A 20,779-nucleotide genomic window follows, 5' to 3' on the forward strand; every position below is an offset into this window, starting at 1 on the left:
TGAAACTAGCTCCCAATAAGTTAACCTACTATCAACGAGGTAAGAGGGCTATGCAGCTTGTCACGGCTACGTTTTAGATGTCTTTGTCACCCCCTCAGTAAAAGACCCTGTGATTAATAATTTGTAGGATTTTCGGGGATTGATTCTTTAACATTGGAACCTGCTGAGGTTTAAGTGGTCTAGGCAAAATCTTATGAATCGTAACTTTGCTGCGATCTACAAAGCTTTTTTAATTAATTTTTAATTAAATAGGCGATCGCCCATCCTGTTGATCGCGCAATGTGTAAAATTCTTGGCTAGGAGTCCATTGAATCGCGCCATCGCGCCCTGTCCAAAATACCCTAACTTTATTTTCATACAGTTGATTGATCATCGCTTCGACAACGCTCGTGGCAGAGGCGATCGCGATTTTAGGATTGATCGCCTGCAAAATGGCGGGTTCAATCTGACCGCCTGTCCACCAAAGCACATCGGCGGCTAACTGCGGTAATAGTTCCTTTTTAGCAACGATCGCTTGTTGTGATTTGGGATCATTATTGGCAATTAGTAACCATGTGAGATCAGCAATTTTTAGTTTAAAAATATCAGGGGCTTGATTAATTAATTGCATCTGCACCTGATCGTTAATCGTTAATGACTCACGCAGCTTTAGGGATGCGGTCGCAGTTTTGCTACTCAAGAGTGCCTGTTGCAGACTTTGATAAGCCTTGGGGGCAACCCCTAGACTGACATCCCGAAACTGCCCGATCTGCACCGCATCTGCAACCAAAGCATTCCAACCGTCACTAAAATCTGGCTGCGTATCTGTGGCGATCGCCCAATCTAAGCGATTGATGCCCGATTTGGCTAACATTGGTCGCAGTGTAAAACTGGCAAACTGGCGATCACCACTATTGACTAGCACTGTTTGATTTTGACTTTTGATTAACATAATTGGCACATCATTAAAGAATGGCAAAGTAATCTGAAAAGTGTTGGCTTGGGCGATCGCATTGGGGACAAACAATACCAAACAGAAAAATGTAAAGGCAATCGTCCAGCGTTGTTTTTTATGCAGCCAAGCGCCTAGCCAGATTGCCATCAATAGACCGTAGGCGATCAGCATTTGCCAGATACTAATTTCGCCAATGCTAGTACTAGCCATCGGCAAAGTATTCACCCATTGGGCGATCACGATCGTCAACCTTAGCAATGGATAGAGTAACCAAGCGATCGCCGCGCCTAGGGGAATAAACATAATCCCTAAAACGCCGCTAATAATGCCGCCATAGGTGGCGATGGTGACTATGGGTGTGGTCAAGACATTGGCAATTAGGCTGTAGATTGCCACTTTGCCAAAGATCAACAATTGCAATGGGATTGTCCAGACATAGGCGGCGATGGGGACAGATAATAAATCCGCGATCGCAGGGGGCAGCCAGGGCAAATATTGGGCGATCGCCCTTGAACTGGTCATTAATCCTAAGGTTGCTAAAAAACTAAATTGAAATCCTAAATCCCAAATCCATAATGGTTGATAGATCAATAACAAAACCGCCGTCACGATCAAGCCCGCGATCGGACGACTGCGGCGCTGCACCAACATTCCCATCAAACTACCAAAGCCCATCAACACAGCCCGTAAGATCGAAGGACTTGCTCCCGTTAGCAATAGGTAGCCACCTAAGCATAGACACCCCGATAGAAATTGCAGTTTTAAAGAACTCTTGCGGCTAATGGCGATCGCTGCTCCTAAAACTAAGGTTACTTGAAACCCTGAAGCCGCTAATATTGCCGCCAAACCCGCCTTTACAAATTCATCCTTGAGATCACTGGGCAGATCCACCGCCCGACCACCCAAAACCAAGGAACTCAGCAAAGATCCTTCTGGCACACCTGCCCCCATCACATGGGCGCGGACAATACGGCTAATAAACCACCATTCGCCAAAGCTGGGCGAATCACCCTGCAAAATTAGCGATCGCCCACTCAAGCCAGCAAATACCCCCTGTCGTGCCAAATAAGACTGAAAGTCAAACGCCCCAAAATTATCGGCACGGCTCGGTAAATACAATCTGCCTGATAGTTCGATCGCCTGTCCCGCCCGTAAACCCGTCACCTCGATCAATGGCACTGTCACATAGAGCTTGCCCGATGCAGGGATAAATTTTGCGGCAACATTCTCGCTTTCAGTGGCAGGGGGCGGAGAATTGGGTGGCAAGGGACGCACCGTTTTACCCGCCAGATTAACCTCGGCGATCGCCATCACAAACCGCGCTCTCTCACTACGGGTCAAGGTCGGCGGCTCCAAGACCTGACCACGCACCACCACGTTAGATAAAGGAGCATATTTGGCTATGTCATTAACCTGTGGTTGGGGGGTACGCCATTTCACATAAAAGCAAGCCAATAGCGCGATCACCGTTCCTAGTAAATACACCCAGCGCTTGGGTCCTAACTGCCATAGGGCAGGAATCAGCAAAGACAACCCTATACCGATACCCAAGACCACATAGAAAGCCATCCAGTCTGTTAAAAAACTGGCAAAAGCTCCAGCAATAAAGGATATGGCTAAAACTAAGAGGATTGGCTCTCTCATAGAAGATCGTCATAATTTGGACGGATAACCCGATCGCTAAATTCGGAAGGAGGACGATCGCTGCTCCATGCCCACCAAATTGCTTCACATTCGCAATGATAAAACTCCTGCCACTTCCTTTGATGATTTTCAGTATATACAGGCGATCGACGGTTAATCCACACGGCTTTTGCTTGACTGGGGGGCTGTCCACACTTATGACAGCAAAACCCACGGGCGTGCATAGCCTTTTCGATCCACTCTGGCGGTGTTGGATTGAAAGCTTCCATGAGCGTAAACGGCAATTAAATCTAGGGTTATTCTATGCAAAGCATGATAACAGCCTAGCAAGGAAATAATACCAAAGCCCAAAATGACGAAGCTATATAGTTTGCGCCTATATGAAAATAAATTTTGAAAAAAGGTTGACGAAACCCGATCTCAATCTGCTATATTATTAAAGCCTCAAAGAAAGGGCGCTTAGCTCAGTTGGTAGAGCGTCTCGTTTACACCGAGAATGTCGGGGGTTCGAGTCCCTCAGCGCCCATACTAAACACTTAAAAACACTTAAAAACACTTAAAAACAAAAAAGACCACGCATTGCGTGGTCTTTTTTGTTAACTGGCAAGATATTCTTGCATTCTGACCTTGCGCTTCCGCAGATAGTCCATTGCTTGCCTCTCTAGCTGACGTACCTGCTCACGACTAAGATCCATGCGCTTACTGATACTAGCCAAAGACATTTCCTGACCATCCTCTAGTCCATAGCGCAACACCATAACTTGACGCTGCTTTTCGGGTAGCTCCTTTAGCAAACTTTGAATGTCAGTTCGCAAAGATTCGGTCTCAACATAAATATCAGGCGATCGCCCCGTATCCTCAAGCAACTCAGCCAACTCAGTGTCTTGATTGTCGCCAATCCGCAGATCCAAAGATATGGGCTGACGGGATAGGGATAGACATTCACGCACTTGATCGGTCTTGATATTTAGCTCATGGGCAATCTCGGCAACCGTTGCCACCCGTCCTAATGATTGGGATAAATGGCGTTGCGCCTTCTTGATTTTGTTGAGCTTTTCGGTGATATGCACTGGCAGACGGATCGTTCTAGCTTGCTGCGCGATCGCCCTAGTGATTGCTTGGCGAATCCACCAATAGGCATAGGTCGAGAACTTAAAGCCCTTAGTAGGATCAAACTTATCTACAGCACGCTCTAATCCTAGAGTGCCTTCTTGAACTAGATCCAATAATTCAAGGTTTCGTTTTTGATATTTCTTAGCTACCGAAACCACTAAGCGCAAATTTGCCTCAATCATTTTGCGCTTAGCCCTCGTACCCACACGGATAATTTTATGTAGGACTTCAGGAGCCAAGCCTGCCGCCTCAGACCATTCTTGCTCAGTTGGTAAGCGATCGCTATCCTGGACAATTTTTTCTTGCAGTTCAAACAGCGCCATCATCTGCTGCACCTGCTTACCATAGACAATTTCTTCTTCATTGCTTAGCAACGGGATCTTGCCAATTTCGTGTAAGTAAGTGCGAACCATGTCAGCAGACAGACCGACCTGCTTGTTAGCTTGCCTATCCACTGTCTTGGATGTGGTTGGGGTCAATGGTTCTTCAGACATATCGCTCCTAAATTTTATAAACTAAGCATCTTTAAGCGCTTCACTGACATTCGGAAAACCTAAAAAAAGAAGCTCAAATTGTAAAAGTTAACCAGAAGATAGAGGAGTAGCTTCTACACTCCAATGTTATGGAGAGGGCTGACGTTTAAAAGTCATTATCTTTAAGTTTTGTAAATTCAGTTAGCTTATTTATCATATCTATCAAGTTTGATTTGTATAATACAAGATTAATCAATTTTTCTCTTATGTCTAGGGTTACATATTATTACAAGTCAATTGAAAAAGTCAAAATATTGGTGTATGTATATCCGCCTTGTTTCCTGTCAGGATTAGAATTGATTTGACTAAGTATAAATACTTATTGCCATCTGTTAATATCTAATGGTTTTACGATGAAGCTTTGCAGTTTTGCTTTTGGTATATAGCCAAACAGGACTAAAATTAGGAGGTCAAAGTTTCTATTTCTATTTTTCTATTTCTATTTTGTTGTACCAATTATTTAGAGGATGAATGGTAAGCCTTGATCGGAAGAATTATTAATTTTACCTGTTATCAAAAGATTGATTGATATGATTAATTAGCTCAGTTTAATTAAAAATTAAAGTTCGAGCTTGTAGCGATCGCTACGCGGGCGGCACAAATTTTTTGGTTTTTGCTTTACTTATTCACTTCACTCATGTCTAGCTATTTAAAAATCTAAATTTCTCTAAAAATCTCCCTGAAATATGATGCAGTCATTGAATCAGAAGCCATTGCGTCTGCTAAGCAAGCAGAATGGCTTTCTAGGTTTTTAGTTTCCTTAAGCCTAGAAATTAATAGTTTACAAAACTAATAAAATTAATATTTAGAGAAAAATAGCAAAATATAATCTCTACATTCAATCACTCACTTGGATGAACTTGGAGCGTGTCAACCCTAGACAATGGACTGATAATCTTTGCCTAGGCTGATTCTGAATGATCATCCTAGGTGATTGCTCTCTGTAGAAACATTTCGCGCCATTGTCAATGCGATCGCCTCAAAGGTTGCCACAGTAATTTAAAATCAAAAAACATTGGCAGCGTCAAGGAATATCGAACTTCACGATTTCAGGGAACTTATGCTAATCAACAGACGACATAATTCAAATCTTTTAGCAAATCTTTCAGAGGTGCGATCGCTATGTCTTTGAATATCTTCAATACATTGAACGTATTTAGTATTAGTGCTATTTGCCTAGCCACTGCACCGATTTTAATGACTCCATCATCGGCGATCGCTCAGTATGGTCTAGGATTGCCACCATCGGCGGGTACGGGCGGCGCGACACGCGGCAGCCTTCCCCAAATTACGATGATTGTGCCTGAAGATGGCGCTAAGACCCTAGCTGCCCGCCCAACCTTTTATTGGTACATCGCCCCTCCTAATCTAACTAGTGTCACCAATCCCGCAGCTACAGCAATTCCTAGCTCAAGCAGTAGCAAACAAAGTTTTAAGATCACTCTGTTTTTACGAGATGGCAGCGATCGCTCAGCTAGATCGGTCTTTGTGGGTGAAGGCGTGGCGGATCAACCAGGGTTATATAGATTTACAATGCCCAAAGATGCGCCAGAATTAGTTGTCGGCAAAGTACAGCGTTGGCAAGTACGCTGGCAGGCTAATAGCGGGGCTTCGCAGGTGGATGTTAATGCGCCTATTCGCCGTGATGATGATCCGAAAGTGCTGGCTGCCATCACCAATGCCAAAGATCATCTGGCGAAAGCTAGAATCTATGCTCAAAATGGCTATTGGTATGATGCGATCGATGCTTATACTAATTGGCTAACCGCAAATCCGCAGGATAAAACAGCCCGCGATGAGCGTAGCAAGTTATTGAAGGATGGTTTTAAAAATCATAGTGCTTTTAGTAAGGAGCAAGAGGGTAATATTACCAAGCTCTTGACTCAATTGGATGCTAATTTGAGTGCGGTGGATATGCCTTTAGTACCTCGTGTTAGACGTTAACAATTAAGGGAAGTGTGGTATTGCAGTGCTTGGCGCTGACTTAAAACCCAGAGAATTTTTGGAAATAAACGCCTTGTGTTCCTTTTCAGAAATTCTCTGTACTACATGAAGCTTCAATAAGATCTGTTGTTGTGAATTGAATCAAAATTTGAAAATACAAAACCTGCAAAATCTATTATTTGCTGCCCTTGGTGGCATCTTGATGGGGCTGACTCCCGATCCTTTTAGCCAATGGTGGTGGGCTTGGGTGGGCTTAGTTCCCCTCTGGATTTTAGGGCAGAAACTTAAGGTGAAAGCGGCGATCGCCGCAGGGGCGGTTTGGGGCTTTTGTTATCATGGCATGGCGCTATTTTGGATTACTTCCGTGCATCCTCTGGAATGGATGGGTGTGCCTTGGTGGTCAAGTTTGGCGATCGCCTCTCTAGTTTGGTTAATCATCACCACATGGGGGGCAGTACTATCAAGTTTGTGGGTGGGTGCGATGAGTCTGTTGACCCATAGATTAAACATCTTTAGTCGGATTGTGATCGCCTGTGCGGTGTTTAGCGGCTTGGAAATTGTTTGGAGTTGGGGACCCCTCTATTGGACTGCTCTGGGCTATACCCAAAGTCCCCATGATTTGTTGCTATTGCAGGTTAGCCGCCTTTCGGGACAGCAAACCATGACCTCGGCGATCGTGGCATTCAATGGACTTTTAGCAGAAACTCTATTACAAAAGCCTTGGCGCGAATTTATGGCTAACCCCAGAGGAGAAGTGGCGGCGCTTCGCGCTGCCACTTCTCCTCTGGGGTTAGTTAAACAATGGCGCTATGCGATCGCGGCACTCTTGCTAATCAGCACTATGGCGATCTATGGCACATGGGCAATGGATCGCGATCGCATGGCAAGCAGCAACGGTCAGGCGATCAAAGCTGGCATCATTCAGGGCAACTTTCCCAATCCTCTCACAGTCAAGCCCAAGGGCTGGGAAATTGCGGTTAACAACTATACTAAGGGCTATGAGAAACTTGCACAGGAAGGAGCCGAAATGATTGTGACTCCTGAAACTGCCCTCTCTTTTCTCTATCCCGATTACAATCCGCGCCGCGTCCCTTTTGATCGCATGGTGGAAAAATATCGCGTTCCAGTCTGGCTAGGCGGTTTCGGCAAAACCCGTAACCCGAATACGGAAGATGTCAATAATTACACTAATACTCTATTTTTGATTGATGGCTCTAATCAAATTTTGGGAAGGTATGACAAGGTACGTCTTGTTCCCATTGGTGAATATATTCCCTTTAAACCAATTTTAGGCAGCTTGATTAGGCGCTTATCGCCCTTGCGTGGAGAGGTGGAGGCTGGCTCTAGCGAACAATTAGTGGATACGCCTTGGGGGCGATTTATCGTGGGTATTTGTTATGAATCCGCCTATCCAGCCACTTTCCGTTTCCAAACCGCCGCAGGGGGCAGGTTAATTCTATCGGCTTCTAACAATGCTCACTTTGCTGCCTATATGTCGGCACAACACCATGCTCAAGATGTGGCACGAGCGATCGAAAGCGATCGCTGGGCAGTGCGAGCAACAAATACGGGCTATTCAGGATTTGTCGATCCCAATGGTCGCACAGTATGGCTATCCGATGTCAACACCTATGAAACCCATCTGCAAAAGGTCTACTTAAGGGATACCAAAACCCTCTATGTCCTCTGGGGAGATTGGCTCACCCCCTTACTTTGCCTTGTTTCTCTAGCAATACTTCTCAGAAATAAAATTGAGCGGCAGTGAATCCATATTCACTCCTTGGGACACAGGGAGTCTGCCTCGAAGATAGGAAACTATTTTGCCAGTTAGTACTCAGTGAGTAAAACCTGCGGATGCTGAGTATGTCACTTCAGTGATTGCTATAATAACTTGACAGCATCTAAAGATCACCTGAAGATCATCACTATGACCGCAACCGCAACCGCTACAATCAAGACCGAATATGAAGCTGTCATTGGTTTAGAAACTCACTGTCAGTTGACCACAGCCTCCAAAATATTTTGTAACTGCTCAACCCAGTTTGGGGCCCCCCCCAATACCAATGTTTGCCCCGTTTGCTTGGGCATGCCAGGGGTACTGCCCGTTCTCAATGAAAAGGTATTGGAATATGCTGTAAAATCTGGACTTGCCTTAAATTGTCAGATTGCCCCCCATAGCAAGTTTGATCGCAAGCAATATTTTTATCCCGATCTGCCCAAAAATTATCAGGTGTCACAGTATGACCTGCCCATCGCTGAGCATGGCTGGCTCGAAATTCAGCTAGAGGATGGACAGACTAAACGCATTGGCATTACCCGTCTGCACATGGAAGAAGATGCAGGTAAATTGGTGCATGGAGGGAGCGATCGCCTATCGGGTTCTAGTCACTCGTTGGTAGATTTTAATCGCACGGGTGTGCCGCTTTGCGAAATTGTATCGGAACCAGATATGCGATCGGGGGCGGAAGCCGCCGCCTATGCCCAAGAGTTGCGCCGTATCCTGCGTTATCTCGGTGTTTGTGATGGCAATATGCAGGAAGGCTCTCTGCGTTGTGATGTAAATATTTCGGTGCGTCCTGTGGGACGCGAGGCATTCGGCACGAAGGTGGAGATCAAAAATATGAACTCCTTCAATGCCATTCAACGCGCCATTGACTATGAAATCCATCGCCAAGTTGAGGCGATCGAGTCGGGCGAAACCATCAAACAGGAAACGCGGCTGTGGGAAGAAAATAGCCAACGCACCATCAGTATGCGCTCTAAGGAAGGAGCCAGCGACTATCGCTATTTCCCCGAACCCGATCTAATGGCGATCGAAGTGCCACGCAGCACCCTAGAGCGTTATCGCGCTGAATTGCCAACTTTACCTGCTGCCCTACGCCAACGCTATCGCGATGAGTTTGGGCTAACCGCCTACGATGCCGCACTGATTGCTGACGATCGCACGATCGCCGAATTTTTTGACGCAGCGATCGCCGCAGGTGCTGATCCTAAACAATCCTTTAACTGGATCATGGGAGACATCACTGCTTATCTCAATGAAAATAAGCTCAAGATCGGTGATATTGCGATTACGCCTGCGGTTTTGGCAGAAATGATTGGCTTAATTACCAACGGCACAATCAGCAGCAAAATTGCTAAGGATATCTTGCCTGAGTTGATTCTTAGTGGTGGTTCCGTCAGGGAACTAGTGGCAGCTAAGGGCTTAACGGTTCTGGCTGGGGATGCGCTGGCACAAATTATTGATGAGGTAATTGCCGCGAATCCTAAGGAAGTGGAACAGTACAAGGGCGGTAAAACTAAGCTACTCGGATTCTTTGTCGGTCAGGTAATGAAAAAGACCCAAGGACGCGCCGAACCGCAATCTACCAATAAGCTGATTGCCGATAAGCTATCGGCTTAAGAAACTATTAGCAAGCCCATAGGAAACCATTAGGAACTACACAAATCTGAAAGTTTGTTATTTCCGCAAAAAATGATAACTGTTCCGCCACTTACGAAAGAGTAAAAAGATTAAAAAAGCCCTCCTTTTTTTAGGGGGCTTTAGGGAATCTGAACCTTGTAACTTAGACAGAGAAAAGAAGTATCGCACTATGACCATCCCTAAAAATCCTAATTCAGAGGAAAAGTCAATTGATCTTGATCTTGATTCTGTTATGTCTCGATTGGAATCTGTACAAGAAACTGACCCTGATCAGATTCTTGCAAATTTGGCAATCCGCGCTCAAAACCTAGCAATTCCCCATATTCAGAAGCATATATTTTTATGTGCCGATCAAACTAAGCCCCTATGCTGTCAAAAGGAACTGAGTATTGAGGCCTGGGACTATTTAAAGAGAAGAATTAAAGAATTAAATCTAGACACTAGGGTATTTCGCACCAAAGCTAATTGTTTGCGTGTATGCGATCGCGGACCAATTTTACTGGTTTATCCCGATGGGGTCTGGTATCATTCAGCAACTAGCGCCGTAATTGAAAATATTCTACAAACCCACATTATCGGCGGTAAAATCGTTTCTGATTATGCCTTTGCGATCGCGCCACCATACAACTTAAAGCCTCAATAAGCCATAACACCAATCTATCCGAACTGTAACGCTTGACCGCGCACATCCGCATTGACCTTGCCATTGGCATATACCACCTGACCGCCCACAATCGTTGTGTCAGCCCAACCCGTTAGTTCCCAACCCGCAAAAGAACTCCAGCCACATTTAGTAAGCAGATCCTCGTTGCGGACTGGCTTGTAATTATGGAGATCGACCAATACTAAGTCCGCATCCCAACCAACCCGAATCTCGCCCTTATGGGCAATCTTGTAAGCCTTAGCCACATTGCCACTCATCCATTGACTGACCTGATGTACGGTGCATCTTCCCTTCATAGCCTCTGTCAACATCAACGCAAGAGCAGTTTCAACACCTGGCATTCCCGATGGCACATTGGCAGGCTCTAAAAGAATTGTGTCTGCCCTTGAGGTTGCCACTGTTATGGGTTGTTCTAAGGTCTGAGCTAGTCCTTTCTCGGCTAGGGTATGTGGGGCATGATCGGTGGCAATGAAGTCAATGACCCCATCTAAAAGTGCTTGCCATAGGATTTCTTGATCACGGGGCGATCTCAAGGGTGGATTCATTTGAGCAAGCGAACCTATTTGGGAGTAAGCACTGATATTCATCAATAAATGCTGTGGCGTGACCTCAGCCGTTACCCAGCTAGGCTTATGCTCCCGCAAAAATTCTGCCTCTTCCCCTGTGGACATATGCAAAATATGCAGACGGCGCTGATATTTTTGGGAGAGCTTAACCGCTAATTTGGTGGCATTGAGTGCCGCTTGATTGTCTTGAATGAGTGAATGTTTAGCAGGATCTTGGCTATCAGCAAACTCTATTCTTCTTTGAGCAATGCGAGCTTGATCTTCGGCATGGACAGCAATGAGGCGATCGCCCTGCGAAAAAATCCGATCTAAAATTTCTTCCTGATCCACCAACAAATCACCATGCATCGATCCCATAAAAATCTTAATGCCACAGGTGGGATTTGCGGTTAATAGATCGGGCAGGATCTCCGCCGTCGCACCAATAAAAAAGCCATAGTTAACCACGCACTTACTAGCCGCCCTTTGCAATTTGTCATCTAGCGCAGCCTGAGTAATGGTCAATGGTCGCGTGTTCGGCATTTCCAAAAAGCTAGTTACCCCACCCTTTGCACAGGCATGACTAGCAGTGCGTAAATCTTCCTTATGCTCTAGCCCCGGCTCACGAAAATGCACCTGCGGGTCGATCACCCCTGCCATTAGGGTTAAGCCTTTCGCCTCAATAATCTGTAATGGCTGCAAGTCAGTACTAGAATCATCATTGAGTTCGTTAGGGTTGAGGGTTTCCGCGATCGCCGCGATCTTGCCATCACGAATGTAAAGATCGCCCTGTAAGGTCTGATTATCAGGGCAAATAATCGTTCCTTGTCGAATTAGTATGCTCAAAATAAAATTCCTATGCGCTTGTCCTGTGCGTTTACCCATTGTATAGCGTCCATAGCCGTTTACAAGTGAGCGCCCACATCCAGATAAAGAAATGGCTACGCCATTTCTTTACTTGATATAATTCAGGCTAAGCATTTTGAGGAAATCAATGATTACACTCACTCAATCAAAATCTGGGATAGAATCCAGCTCAAAATTAGAGCAAGGGAAAAACCTAGATCTGAGCTTCGATCAGTTCTTAGAACAATGTCCTGAAGATGGTCGCTACGAACTTGTGGATGGCAAAATGGTAAAAATTTTAGCAACAAGAATTCATTACGATATTGCTTGGCTAATTTTAAAGAGCTTTGATCGAGAGATTGATCGACTATCCTTAAACTATGTGGTTAATGATGTGACGGCGGTTTTAACCATAAATAAAAAAGGCAAAGAACAGGGCAGACACCCCGATGTCAGTGTAATTAATCGTGATCTATGGCGGCGCGATCGCCTTGATTATCGGGGTATCCGTGAGCCAATTCAACTTGCGGTTGAGGTGGTCTCAACCAACTGGGAAGATGACTATATTGATAAACTTGATGAATATGCGCGTTTAGGCATTCCTGAATACTGGATTGTTGATTACTTGGCGATCGGTTCGCGTGATTATTTAGGAGACCCAAAACTTCCTTCTGTGTTGATATTGAATCTAGACACAGAGGGCAAATATCAAATGGCAAGATTTCAAAACAGCGATCGCCTAATTTCTGCAACATTCCCAGAATTAAATCTCACCGTTGAACAAATTATGGCGGCTTAGCGGAAGACTAAATCACGCTCAAAACTAAACCTTTGAGATAAGCACCTTCAGGATGGAAAATACTCGTGGGATGATCGGGCGGATGGGTAAGATGCTCCAAAATCCGAATAGTCCGACCTGACTCGATCGCCGCCGCCGTCACTGCACCCGTAAAATTCTCCACATTCACCACCTGCGAACAGGAAAATGTGAATAGCAATCCGCCACTTTTTAGCCTTGACATAGCTTGCAAGTTCAAACGGCGATAGGCTTGCATTGCCGAATGTCTTGCCGACAAACTTTTTGCAAAGGCGGGCGGATCAAGCACGATCGCTTCGTAGTCGTCATCACATTGTTTCAGAAAGTCAAACACATCACCCGCAAAGGATTGATGCAGAGATTGTCGATCAGCATCAAAATTAGCAGCGATATTGCGGTCTGTCCATTCCATCGCTTTCACAGAACTATCAATGGAATGCACTTGTTTTGCACCTGCGGCTAAGGCATATACCGAAAATCCACCTGAATAACAGAAGGTATTCAACACCTTTCTGCCCTTGGCATATCGTCCAAACAAGCGCCGATTTTCCCTTTGATCCAGAAAAAAACCTGTCTTCTGACCGCGTTCCCAATCGACAATAAACCGATGTCCATATTCCCAAACTTCCGCACTATCATTAGATTTTTCGCCAATCAATAAACCATCCTGCGATTGCGATTGCGCTTTGCGGGAGAGGGTTGAGGCGCTCTTGTCATAAACAGCTTGGAGGCGATCGCCATAGATGTCGAGCAGAATTTCCGCAATCTCTTGGCGGTGGCGGTATATACCAACAGAATGGCATTGCAAAACCGCCGTGCTGCCATAAATATCAATAATTAAACCCGCTAAACCATCACCTTCCGAATTGATTAGGCGATAGCAATTGGTGTCTAGATTATCGATTAAGCCTAATTGTTGCCTGAGTATAAAAGCTTGACTGAGGCGATCGCGCCACAAGCTTTGCATAGATGACACTGGCTGAAACGACAGCACCTTGATTGCTATGCTCCCCATGCCCCATAGCCCGATCGCTAGAAATTTACCATCCTCACTATATGCCTCCACTAGATCGCCATCACTGGCGTTCCCTTGCATTTTGGCGATCGCCCCTGAAAATATCCAAGGATGAAAGCGCTGAACCGCATCAACTTTTTTACGGTGAATAATCGCACGGGGTAGCATAGCCATTCACTCCTGTCTGGATAGGCACATTAACATAGCATAAAATCAAAACCAAAGATGGCGGCGCTTCGCGCCGCCTCTCCCTCTTTGAGATTTTTATATTAAGGCTAAACACTGTATGCTATTCTCAAGAAGCAACCGTTATTGATAATGTCATGACCTCTGCGGAGACCACCTACTCACCCGAATCCCTCAAGGCTGAATTAAATTCTAAGGGTTGTCGCATGACCCCGCAGCGTGAGGTAATCTTAAGTACCTTTCAGAATTTGCCTGAAGGCGAGCATCTTAGCGCCGAAGATCTATACGAACGGTTGAAGCAACAGGGTGAAAATATTAGTCTTTCCACCATCTACCGCACTGTCAAAATGATGGCACGAATGGGTATATTGCGAGAATTAGAACTTACCGAAGATCACAAACATTATGAAATTAACCAACCCAAGCCCCACCATCATCATCATTTAGTTTGCGTGAAAACTAACCGCGTGATCGAATTTAAGAATGACCAAATTCTCACCATTAGCAAAAAAGTTGCTGATAAATATGGTTTTTCAGTTTTAGACTGTCAGCTTACGATAATTGGGGTAAGTCCTGAAGGGCAAAGATCGATCCTGTGACCAATGCATCACTGAACCTATATGGAACATCTACAGTGCAACTATCCTCAGCCTATTGCCACACTATTGCCACACTATTGACTTGGTGACAGCATATCCGTCTAAGCTTCACATTTTTTCTGGGCTAACCTGCTTAGCAGCAAAATCTTTCTGAGCATAAACTCGAAATCTTTCTAAATCAGCCTGCAATGTCGACTCCACTACTTGACCGAGAAATAAATTATCCATCAACTGCCCGATCGCAGGAATGGCATAGGCAATACTGAGTTTGACGACAGTGGTGGCATTGGAGCGCCCATAAAACCTCACTGCCCCGCGATTAGGAAGACCGCCGATAGATTCCCACTGAATAATTTGATTGGGAATTTGTTTAAGAATGCGCGATCGCCAAGTAAAGGTCAATCCGTTTGTCCCCAGTTTCCAAGCCGATATTTCGGGATCGCTAGTAATATCAACAGAATCAATCCATTTCATCCAACGGGGCATCGCCTGTAGGTCTGACCACAAAGACCAAGCATATTCTACTGGAATAGCCACTTCAGTTTGGACAGTATGATCTAGCCAATCGCTCATTGGATTATCTCAAATGTTTGCTTAATATTAAGAATATTATAGCTACAGCGCCTCGTGCTGACCGAAAACCAAGAAAGATTTTTGATCAGGCAGAGCATTTAAGCCCAAAAGCAAAAGACTACGGCTATAAATGTTGACATCCTGACATTATCGTGATTATTAAGATAACTAGACTAAATGACAACAAACGTAATAAAGTATTATGTTGATACAGCTAGTTTGACCACTGGAAGAGTTCACTGTGGGTTTATTTCGCCATTTTACTAAAGACATCGGCATTGATCTCGGTACTGCTAACACACTCATATATGTGTCGGGCGAAGGTATTGTTTTACAGGAGCCATCTGTTGTTGCGATCGATCAACGCGACAAGACCGCCTATGCCGTTGGTGATGAAGCCAATAAAATGATTGGGCGTACCCCAGGTGACATCATCGCTGTGCGTCCTCTCAAAGATGGCGTAATTGCTGACTTTGACTCGGCAGAGCTAATGCTGCGGTCTTTTATTCAAAAAGTTAAAAAAGGTGTATTCAATCCTCGCATTGCGATCGGTATTCCTAGTGGCGTTACAGGCGTGGAATGGCGAGCTGTGATGGATGCTGCCCGTCGTGCTGGGGCAAGTGAGGTTTACCCCATTGACGAACCAATTGCGGCAGCGATCGGTGCAGGTTTACCCGTCACCGAAGCAACTGGCAACATGATTATTGACATCGGCGGTGGTACTACCGAGGTTGCTGTAATGAGTTTGCAAGGGATCGTTTTGAGCGAATCTGTCAGGGTTGCGGGTGATGAACTCAGTGAAGCCATCATGAAGTATATGAAAACCGTGCATAACCTTGTGGTTGGTGAACGGACTTCTGAAGAAATTAAAATCAAAATTGGCTCAGCTTACCCCATCAAAGAAGAAACTTCGATGGAGGTGAGGGGCTTGCACCTGCTGTCAGGTCTGCCACGCACGGTCACGGTCAAGTCATCGGAGGTGCGTGAAAGCATGAGTGAACCACTATCGGTAATCATTGAAGCTGTTAAGCGCACCCTAGAGCGCACTCCCCCAGAGCTAGCCGCCGATATCATCGATCGCGGCATCATGCTGGCTGGTGGTGGCGCTATGCTCAATGGTATTGACACTCTCATCAGCCATGAGACAGGTATCGTCACTCATATTGCTCCTGCTCCGCTCAATTGTGTGGTGATTGGGGCGGGTCGTGTTCTTGAAGATTATAAAAATCTGGGTCGTGTGCTTACCAGTCGCTTGAAGAATTTGTAGGTAAGTTTTTCATGGAATCAATTCGTAGTTGGTGGGAACGCTATAGTGTACAAACTGGCGTTGTGGCTCTCGGTGTGGGTGTTGCCTGGTTGATTCGTCAAACTCAGGGTGTGGCGATTATGGAAACCTATCATCTCTTGAGTCGTCCTTTTCACGCTTCTATTCCCAAACAGGAGTTGATACAAGATGCTCAGGTCAGGGAGTTACGCTATCGCCTGACTGAACTAGAGATACAAAATCAAGGTCTGAAGGATCTGATTGGCATCAAGCGGGTTACTAAGGGCAGTGAGGTATGGGCGGCTGTCATTGGTCGCGGTGCAGATTCTTGGTGGAATCAGTTATTGGTGAGTAAGGGGCAGAATGATGGTATCAAGGCGGGTGCGGTGGTAGTAGCATCGGGTGGTCTGGTGGGTAGAGTTACCCACGTATCGCCCAATAGCAGCCAAGTTTTGCTGATTAGTGATCCCCATAGTCAGGTGGGTGTGGTGGTCAGTCGCAGTCGCTTTAGCGGGATGCTTAAGGGACAGAACCAAAATACGGCAACGCTGGAGTTTTTTGAACGCGATCCCGATGTTAAGGTTGGCGATATTGTGCTGACATCCCAATTTAGTACTCTTTTCCCAGAGGGTATTCCTGTGGGGCGTGTCAAGTCGATTAATTTGGACAAGCAGCCTGCGCCTGAGGCGATCGTTGAGTTTTCAACGCCCCTTGGCTTGTTGGAATATGTCAAGGTCTATCCCTTTCTAGAAGGTTCATAGCCTCAATGCTCGATCGCAAGCTGCTTTTAACTACAAAGTTGATCAATTGGTCGATTACAACCTTGTCGATCGCTGTCTGTGTGTTAGCGATGTATACACGCTTGCCAGGGATGACCTTGATGGGGATTGCGCCTAATTGGTTATTGATCTGGCTGGTGGCTTGGAGTGTCAATCGTCCTGTTTTGTTGGCGGTCATGGCTGGGATCGCGCTGGGATTGGTGCAGGATAGTATGACAGTGGTGCAGGCAGATGGTTTAAATGCAGTGCCAACCCATATGATCGGTCTGGCGATCGCCAGTGGTTTGACATCGCTATTGCAAAAGCAGCGCTATGTGCAGGAAGATTTTATTTCGATCGCCCTCATTGTATTTGGGATGGCAGTCATCGTGGAGACAATGCACGCGATCCAACTGGTATATATGGGCAGTGATGCCAATACTATCTGGCTACTGCACCAAAGAATTGCCCTTGGCTCGGCAATCGTGAGCAGTTTATGGTCGCCTGTGGTCTATTTCCCTCTGAGTCGATGGTGGCGATCGCTAGAGGGTCGTGAAGATTGAAAGTTATTGGCACATGAAAAAAGTTTTAATTTTGGGCGGCACGGGCGATGCGGTGAAATTAGCGGCAAAATTAGCGACAATTCCTGAACTAGAGATAATTAGCTCCCTTGCAGGTCGCACTAAAAAGCCAGCCGCTTTGGTGGGGCAGGTTCGTATTGGGGGGTTTGGCGGGGTGCAGGGTTTGGCTAGCTATTTACGCACAAACTGTATTGACTATGTGATTGATGCCACCCATCCTTGCGCGGGACAAATTACGCAGAATGCAGCGATCGCCACCCAGCAAGCCCAAGTTCCTTTTTTGATGCTGGTGCGCCCTCAATGGGAACAGGTTGATGGCGATCGCTGGATTGAAGTGGCGACAGTAGAAGCGGCGGCACAGGCAATTCCTGAGTCCATTAAGCGGGTGTTTATTACTTCAGGAAGACAACAATTAGAACCTTTTTTAGAGCGATCGCGGCGATCGGCGACCTGGTATCTCATTCGCGCCATTGATCCCCCTGAGATCGTACTGCCCCATAGCCAAATAATTCTTGATCGAGGGCCATTTAGCTTCGAGGCAGAGCGACAGTTGCTTGAGCAGTACCAAATTGAAATAATTGTTAGTAAAAATAGTGGTGGTGCTGCCACTTCTGCCAAGCTCCAAGCGGCTAGAGAATTGCAGATCCCGATTGTGATGGTACAGCGTCCTAGGTTGCCTGATGGCGACAAAGTGTCAAGTTGTGAAGATGTGCTGGTGTGGTTAGAAAGGCAACTGTATTAGGGCTGAAGCAAAACAGGCAAGATTGAGGGCAATTTGTGAATTGCCCCACGCTAAAATCATGGGTTTTATGCCTGTGATTGCAAATAATTCTGCAAGCCAAGACTGGCAATTAACTTGAGTTGCTTCTCTAGCCAATAGGCATGATCTTCTTCTGTGTCTTTGAGGATAACCAACAGGATATTGCGGCTGTGATAATCCTGTTCGCTCTCACAAACAGCGATCGCCTCCCTAAGATCCACCATGACCTTATATTCATAATCAAGATCGTTCTGTAGCATCTCTGGCACAGTCTTGCCGATATTGATCGCATCTTGCACTGAAAGATTGGGCGTACCACCGAGAAAAAGAATCCGCTCAATCAACATGGCAGCGTGCTGAGTCTCATCCTGCATTTCATGGTTGATGCGCTCATATAGCTTGTTCAAGCCCCAGTCTAAGTACATCCGCGAGTGAGTAAAGTACTGATCCCGCGCTGCTAATTCTCCACTCAACAGCTTCGACAACTGTTGTAAAACTTTCTCACTGCCTTGCATATATTTCCTCAACTATTTGTGAAATTAAAACCGATATCAACTTAGATCATTGATTGCAAGAAATTGGGTAAGCCCGAATTCTCAATTAGCCACAGTTGAGACTCTAGCCAATCGATCTGCTCTTCAGTCTCCTCCACCAATTTGGCAAACAAATCACGACTGACATAATCTTGCTGGGTCTCACAGATCACTACGGCGGCGCTGAGTCCGCTACGGATTTCTGTGCATAGGGTAAGGTCATTCTGCAATAGCTCAGGTACGTCTTCGCCAATTAGCAACTTACCTAAATTTTGCAGATTGGGTAGTCCTTCTAAAAACAACACCCGTTCAATCAAGACATCGGCTTGCTTCATTGCCTTGATGGAGTAGCGATATTCATGATCATTGAGTTGATTTAAGCCCCAATTTTTACACATCCTTGCATGGAGAAAATATTGGTTGATGGCTGTCAAGATTGATCTGAGAGATTCGTTTAACTGAGTTTTTACTATTGGATTGCCTTGCATTGATTTACCTGAGGGATTTAAGTGGATGCCGTAGTTTGTTTAACGCAAATAGTAGCATTTGTAAAAACATGGGGCATTGCTTACTTTCCTAATCTAGCACTTTGTGAACTGCTATTTGGAATACTTGACTAGGATCTCGCCATGCTTGATAATAAGAATTAATTGCAATAAGATAACATAAAAACAAAAAGATAAACCGCTCCTAAAAAGGGTAATTAATAATATGTACGTTTGTATTTGTCATTCAATAACCGAAAAAGATATTCAAAAAGCCGTGAATAACGGTGCTTCTTCGGTGATGAAATTAGCAGAATTAACAATGCTGGGTACGCAATGCGGCAACTGCACTAAGTATGCCGATCAAGTTTTGAGCCGATGCGTCTGCAAGTCCGCGATCGCTGATTAAAGATGGCGCTGTAAAGATGGCAATATGTTAATGATCTGGTCAGCCACCTGCCCAATTTCTGCTAGGGTGTTAAATCTGCCAATGCCAAAGCGAATGGAGGCATGGGCGAGTTCGGGGGAATGCCCCAGCGCCGTGAGGACATGGGAAGGTTTGGTCTGGGCGGATGAGCAAGCTGCGCCAGTCGAAATGGCAACTATTGGTTGCAAAGCCAACATTAGTGCTGCTCCCTTAATCCCTGAAAAACTAATATTAAGGTTGCCTGCTAGTCTCTGGGTGGGATGTCCGTTTAATTGAATATTGTCTAGAGTCTTTAGCCTTTGCCAAAGATGTTGGCGCAGTTCTAAGGATTTTTGCTGCTCTGGTATTTGAGAAGCGATCGCCAGTTCAATTGCCTTGGCAAAGCCAACTATTTGCGGTACATAGATTGTGCCTGAGCGCATTCCCCTTTCATGTCCGCCGCCATGCATTTGAGGCGCGATCGCGATTCTCGAAGGCGATCGCCGTACATACAAAGCGCCAATGCCCTTGGGACCATATACCTTATGGGCAGTGAGCGACATCAGATCAATTTGCATCGTTTGCACATTGATGGGAACCTTGCCGATCGCTTGAGATGCATCGGTGTGGAAAATAATTTGGCGATCACGGCAAATTTTAGCAATGGCGGCGATCGGTTGTAACACACCGATTTCATTGTTAGCCATCATCACCGAAACCAAAATCGTGTCATCGCGCAAAGCCTGCTCTAAAACCTGCAAATCGATCAAGCCATCTGGCTGCACAGGCAAATAAGTTACCGCAAAACCAAGAGATTCCAAATATCGGCAAGGATCAAGCACAGCATTATGTTCGGTTTGGACAGTTATCAGATGTCTTCCCCTTTGGTGATAGGCCTCAGCAATGCCCTTGATCGCCAAATTATTAGCTTCCGTTGCCCCACTGGTAAATACAATTTCTGCGGGATCGGCATTGATCCCCGCAGCGATCGCCGATCTTGCCATCTTCACAGCCGCTTCAGCTTCCCATCCATAAAAGTGTCCTACACTCGCGGGGTTGCCAAAGGATTCCCGAAAATAAGGCAACATTGCCTCTAGCACCCGTTCATCGAGGGGGGTAGTGGCATGGTTATCTAGATATATGGGACGTTGCATG

At 45.7% G+C, this 20,779-nt stretch carries 20 protein-coding genes and 1 tRNA gene; 12 read left to right on the plus strand and 9 right to left on the minus strand.

Annotated elements, in window-relative coordinates; genetic code table 11:
* Positions 1-244: 244 nt before the first annotated feature.
* Positions 245-2,578 carry a ComEC/Rec2 family competence protein gene (locus H6F44_RS15185; protein ID WP_190351875.1) on the minus strand — a complete coding sequence of 778 codons (2,334 nt, stop codon included), beginning with the start codon at positions 2,576-2,578 and terminating at the stop codon, positions 245-247.
* On the minus strand, positions 2,575-2,847 hold the full coding sequence (locus tag H6F44_RS15190; RefSeq protein ID WP_190351876.1) for a hypothetical protein: 273 nt from the start codon (positions 2,845-2,847) through the stop codon (positions 2,575-2,577). The genes H6F44_RS15185 and H6F44_RS15190 overlap by 4 nt, the downstream gene beginning before the upstream one ends.
* Before the next feature lie 184 nt (positions 2,848-3,031).
* On the opposite strand from H6F44_RS15190, the gene H6F44_RS15195 reads away from it, so the two are divergent.
* Positions 3,032-3,104 (plus strand) — tRNA-Val (locus tag H6F44_RS15195).
* 70 nt (positions 3,105-3,174) lie between these two features.
* On the opposite strand, the gene H6F44_RS15200 is transcribed toward H6F44_RS15195, so the two are convergent.
* Positions 3,175-4,185, minus strand: a complete 1,011-nt coding sequence (locus H6F44_RS15200) for an RNA polymerase sigma factor, RpoD/SigA family (protein ID WP_277874124.1) — start codon at positions 4,183-4,185, stop codon at positions 3,175-3,177.
* Between the two features lie 1,161 nt (positions 4,186-5,346).
* Between H6F44_RS15200 and H6F44_RS15205 the strand changes: the two genes are divergently transcribed.
* The 4 genes from H6F44_RS15205 to H6F44_RS15220 all read left to right on the plus strand — a co-directional run bounded on the left by H6F44_RS15205 (position 5,347) and on the right by H6F44_RS15220 (position 10,235).
* Positions 5,347-6,168: a DUF928 domain-containing protein gene (locus tag H6F44_RS15205; RefSeq protein WP_190351877.1), complete on the plus strand. Its 822-nt coding sequence runs from the start codon at positions 5,347-5,349 to the stop codon at positions 6,166-6,168.
* Between the two features lie 148 nt (positions 6,169-6,316).
* Positions 6,317-7,933: an apolipoprotein N-acyltransferase gene (gene lnt / locus H6F44_RS15210; RefSeq protein WP_242016595.1), complete on the plus strand. Its 1,617-nt coding sequence runs from the start codon at positions 6,317-6,319 to the stop codon at positions 7,931-7,933.
* Between the two features lie 162 nt (positions 7,934-8,095).
* Positions 8,096-9,571 carry an Asp-tRNA(Asn)/Glu-tRNA(Gln) amidotransferase subunit GatB gene (gene gatB / locus H6F44_RS15215; protein ID WP_190351878.1) on the plus strand — a complete coding sequence of 492 codons (1,476 nt, stop codon included), beginning with the start codon at positions 8,096-8,098 and terminating at the stop codon, positions 9,569-9,571.
* Between the two features lie 253 nt (positions 9,572-9,824).
* Complete coding sequence (locus H6F44_RS15220; RefSeq protein ID WP_190351905.1) at positions 9,825-10,235, plus strand: (2Fe-2S) ferredoxin domain-containing protein; 411 nt, start codon at positions 9,825-9,827, stop codon at positions 10,233-10,235.
* A gap of 14 nt (positions 10,236-10,249) precedes the next feature.
* Here the strand turns inward: H6F44_RS15220 and H6F44_RS15225 are convergent, their stop codons facing one another.
* Positions 10,250-11,647 carry a dihydroorotase gene (locus H6F44_RS15225; protein ID WP_199302151.1) on the minus strand — a complete coding sequence of 466 codons (1,398 nt, stop codon included), beginning with the start codon at positions 11,645-11,647 and terminating at the stop codon, positions 10,250-10,252.
* A gap of 148 nt (positions 11,648-11,795) precedes the next feature.
* Between H6F44_RS15225 and H6F44_RS15230 the strand changes: the two genes are divergently transcribed.
* Positions 11,796-12,446 carry a Uma2 family endonuclease gene (locus H6F44_RS15230; protein WP_190351880.1) on the plus strand — a complete coding sequence of 217 codons (651 nt, stop codon included), beginning with the start codon at positions 11,796-11,798 and terminating at the stop codon, positions 12,444-12,446.
* Between the two features lie 7 nt (positions 12,447-12,453).
* Here the strand turns inward: H6F44_RS15230 and H6F44_RS15235 are convergent, their stop codons facing one another.
* Positions 12,454-13,653, minus strand: coding sequence for a class I SAM-dependent rRNA methyltransferase (locus H6F44_RS15235; protein ID WP_190351881.1), 1,200 nt, complete (start codon positions 13,651-13,653; stop codon positions 12,454-12,456).
* A 149-nt stretch (positions 13,654-13,802) separates the two neighbouring features.
* On the opposite strand from H6F44_RS15235, the gene H6F44_RS15240 reads away from it, so the two are divergent.
* Positions 13,803-14,264, plus strand: a complete 462-nt coding sequence (locus H6F44_RS15240; RefSeq protein ID WP_190351882.1) for a Fur family transcriptional regulator — start codon at positions 13,803-13,805, stop codon at positions 14,262-14,264.
* A gap of 108 nt (positions 14,265-14,372) precedes the next feature.
* On the opposite strand, the gene H6F44_RS15245 is transcribed toward H6F44_RS15240, so the two are convergent.
* Positions 14,373-14,837: an SRPBCC family protein gene (locus tag H6F44_RS15245; RefSeq protein WP_190351883.1), complete on the minus strand. Its 465-nt coding sequence runs from the start codon at positions 14,835-14,837 to the stop codon at positions 14,373-14,375.
* Positions 14,838-15,078: 241 nt separating this feature from the next.
* Between H6F44_RS15245 and H6F44_RS15250 the strand changes: the two genes are divergently transcribed.
* The 4 genes from H6F44_RS15250 to H6F44_RS15265 are packed head-to-tail and all read left to right on the plus strand — an operon-like array spanning position 15,079 to position 18,182.
* Positions 15,079-16,104, plus strand: a complete 1,026-nt coding sequence (locus H6F44_RS15250; RefSeq protein WP_190351884.1) for a rod shape-determining protein — start codon at positions 15,079-15,081, stop codon at positions 16,102-16,104.
* A gap of 11 nt (positions 16,105-16,115) precedes the next feature.
* Complete coding sequence (mreC, locus tag H6F44_RS15255) at positions 16,116-16,862, plus strand: rod shape-determining protein MreC (RefSeq protein ID WP_190351885.1); 747 nt, start codon at positions 16,116-16,118, stop codon at positions 16,860-16,862.
* Positions 16,863-16,867: 5 nt separating this feature from the next.
* On the plus strand, positions 16,868-17,422 hold the full coding sequence (gene mreD, locus H6F44_RS15260; RefSeq protein WP_190351886.1) for a rod shape-determining protein MreD: 555 nt from the start codon (positions 16,868-16,870) through the stop codon (positions 17,420-17,422).
* A gap of 13 nt (positions 17,423-17,435) precedes the next feature.
* Positions 17,436-18,182: a cobalt-precorrin-6A reductase gene (locus tag H6F44_RS15265; protein ID WP_190351887.1), complete on the plus strand. Its 747-nt coding sequence runs from the start codon at positions 17,436-17,438 to the stop codon at positions 18,180-18,182.
* Between the two features lie 65 nt (positions 18,183-18,247).
* On the opposite strand, the gene bfr (H6F44_RS15270) is transcribed toward H6F44_RS15265, so the two are convergent.
* Both bfr (H6F44_RS15270) and bfr (H6F44_RS15275) read right to left on the minus strand, forming a co-directional pair.
* Entirely contained in the window at positions 18,248-18,715 is a 468-nt protein-coding gene (gene bfr / locus H6F44_RS15270) for a bacterioferritin (protein ID WP_190351888.1), read from the minus strand.
* Positions 18,716-18,756: 41 nt separating this feature from the next.
* Entirely contained in the window at positions 18,757-19,221 is a 465-nt protein-coding gene (gene bfr, locus H6F44_RS15275) for a bacterioferritin (protein WP_190351889.1), read from the minus strand.
* A 223-nt stretch (positions 19,222-19,444) separates the two neighbouring features.
* Here bfr (H6F44_RS15275) and H6F44_RS15280 point away from each other — a divergent pair, with 223 nt between their 5' ends.
* Positions 19,445-19,627 carry a (2Fe-2S)-binding protein gene (locus H6F44_RS15280; protein WP_190351890.1) on the plus strand — a complete coding sequence of 61 codons (183 nt, stop codon included), beginning with the start codon at positions 19,445-19,447 and terminating at the stop codon, positions 19,625-19,627.
* On the opposite strand, the gene H6F44_RS15285 is transcribed toward H6F44_RS15280, so the two are convergent.
* On the minus strand, positions 19,624-20,778 hold the full coding sequence (locus H6F44_RS15285) for a cysteine desulfurase family protein (protein WP_190351891.1): 1,155 nt from the start codon (positions 20,776-20,778) through the stop codon (positions 19,624-19,626). The two genes, H6F44_RS15280 and H6F44_RS15285, sit on opposite strands and share 4 nt — an antisense overlap.
* Between the last annotated feature and the right edge of the window lies 1 nt (position 20,779).

Source organism: Pseudanabaena cinerea FACHB-1277 (genome assembly GCF_014696345.1).
Taxonomy (GTDB): domain Bacteria; phylum Cyanobacteriota; class Cyanobacteriia; order Pseudanabaenales; family Pseudanabaenaceae; genus Pseudanabaena; species Pseudanabaena cinerea.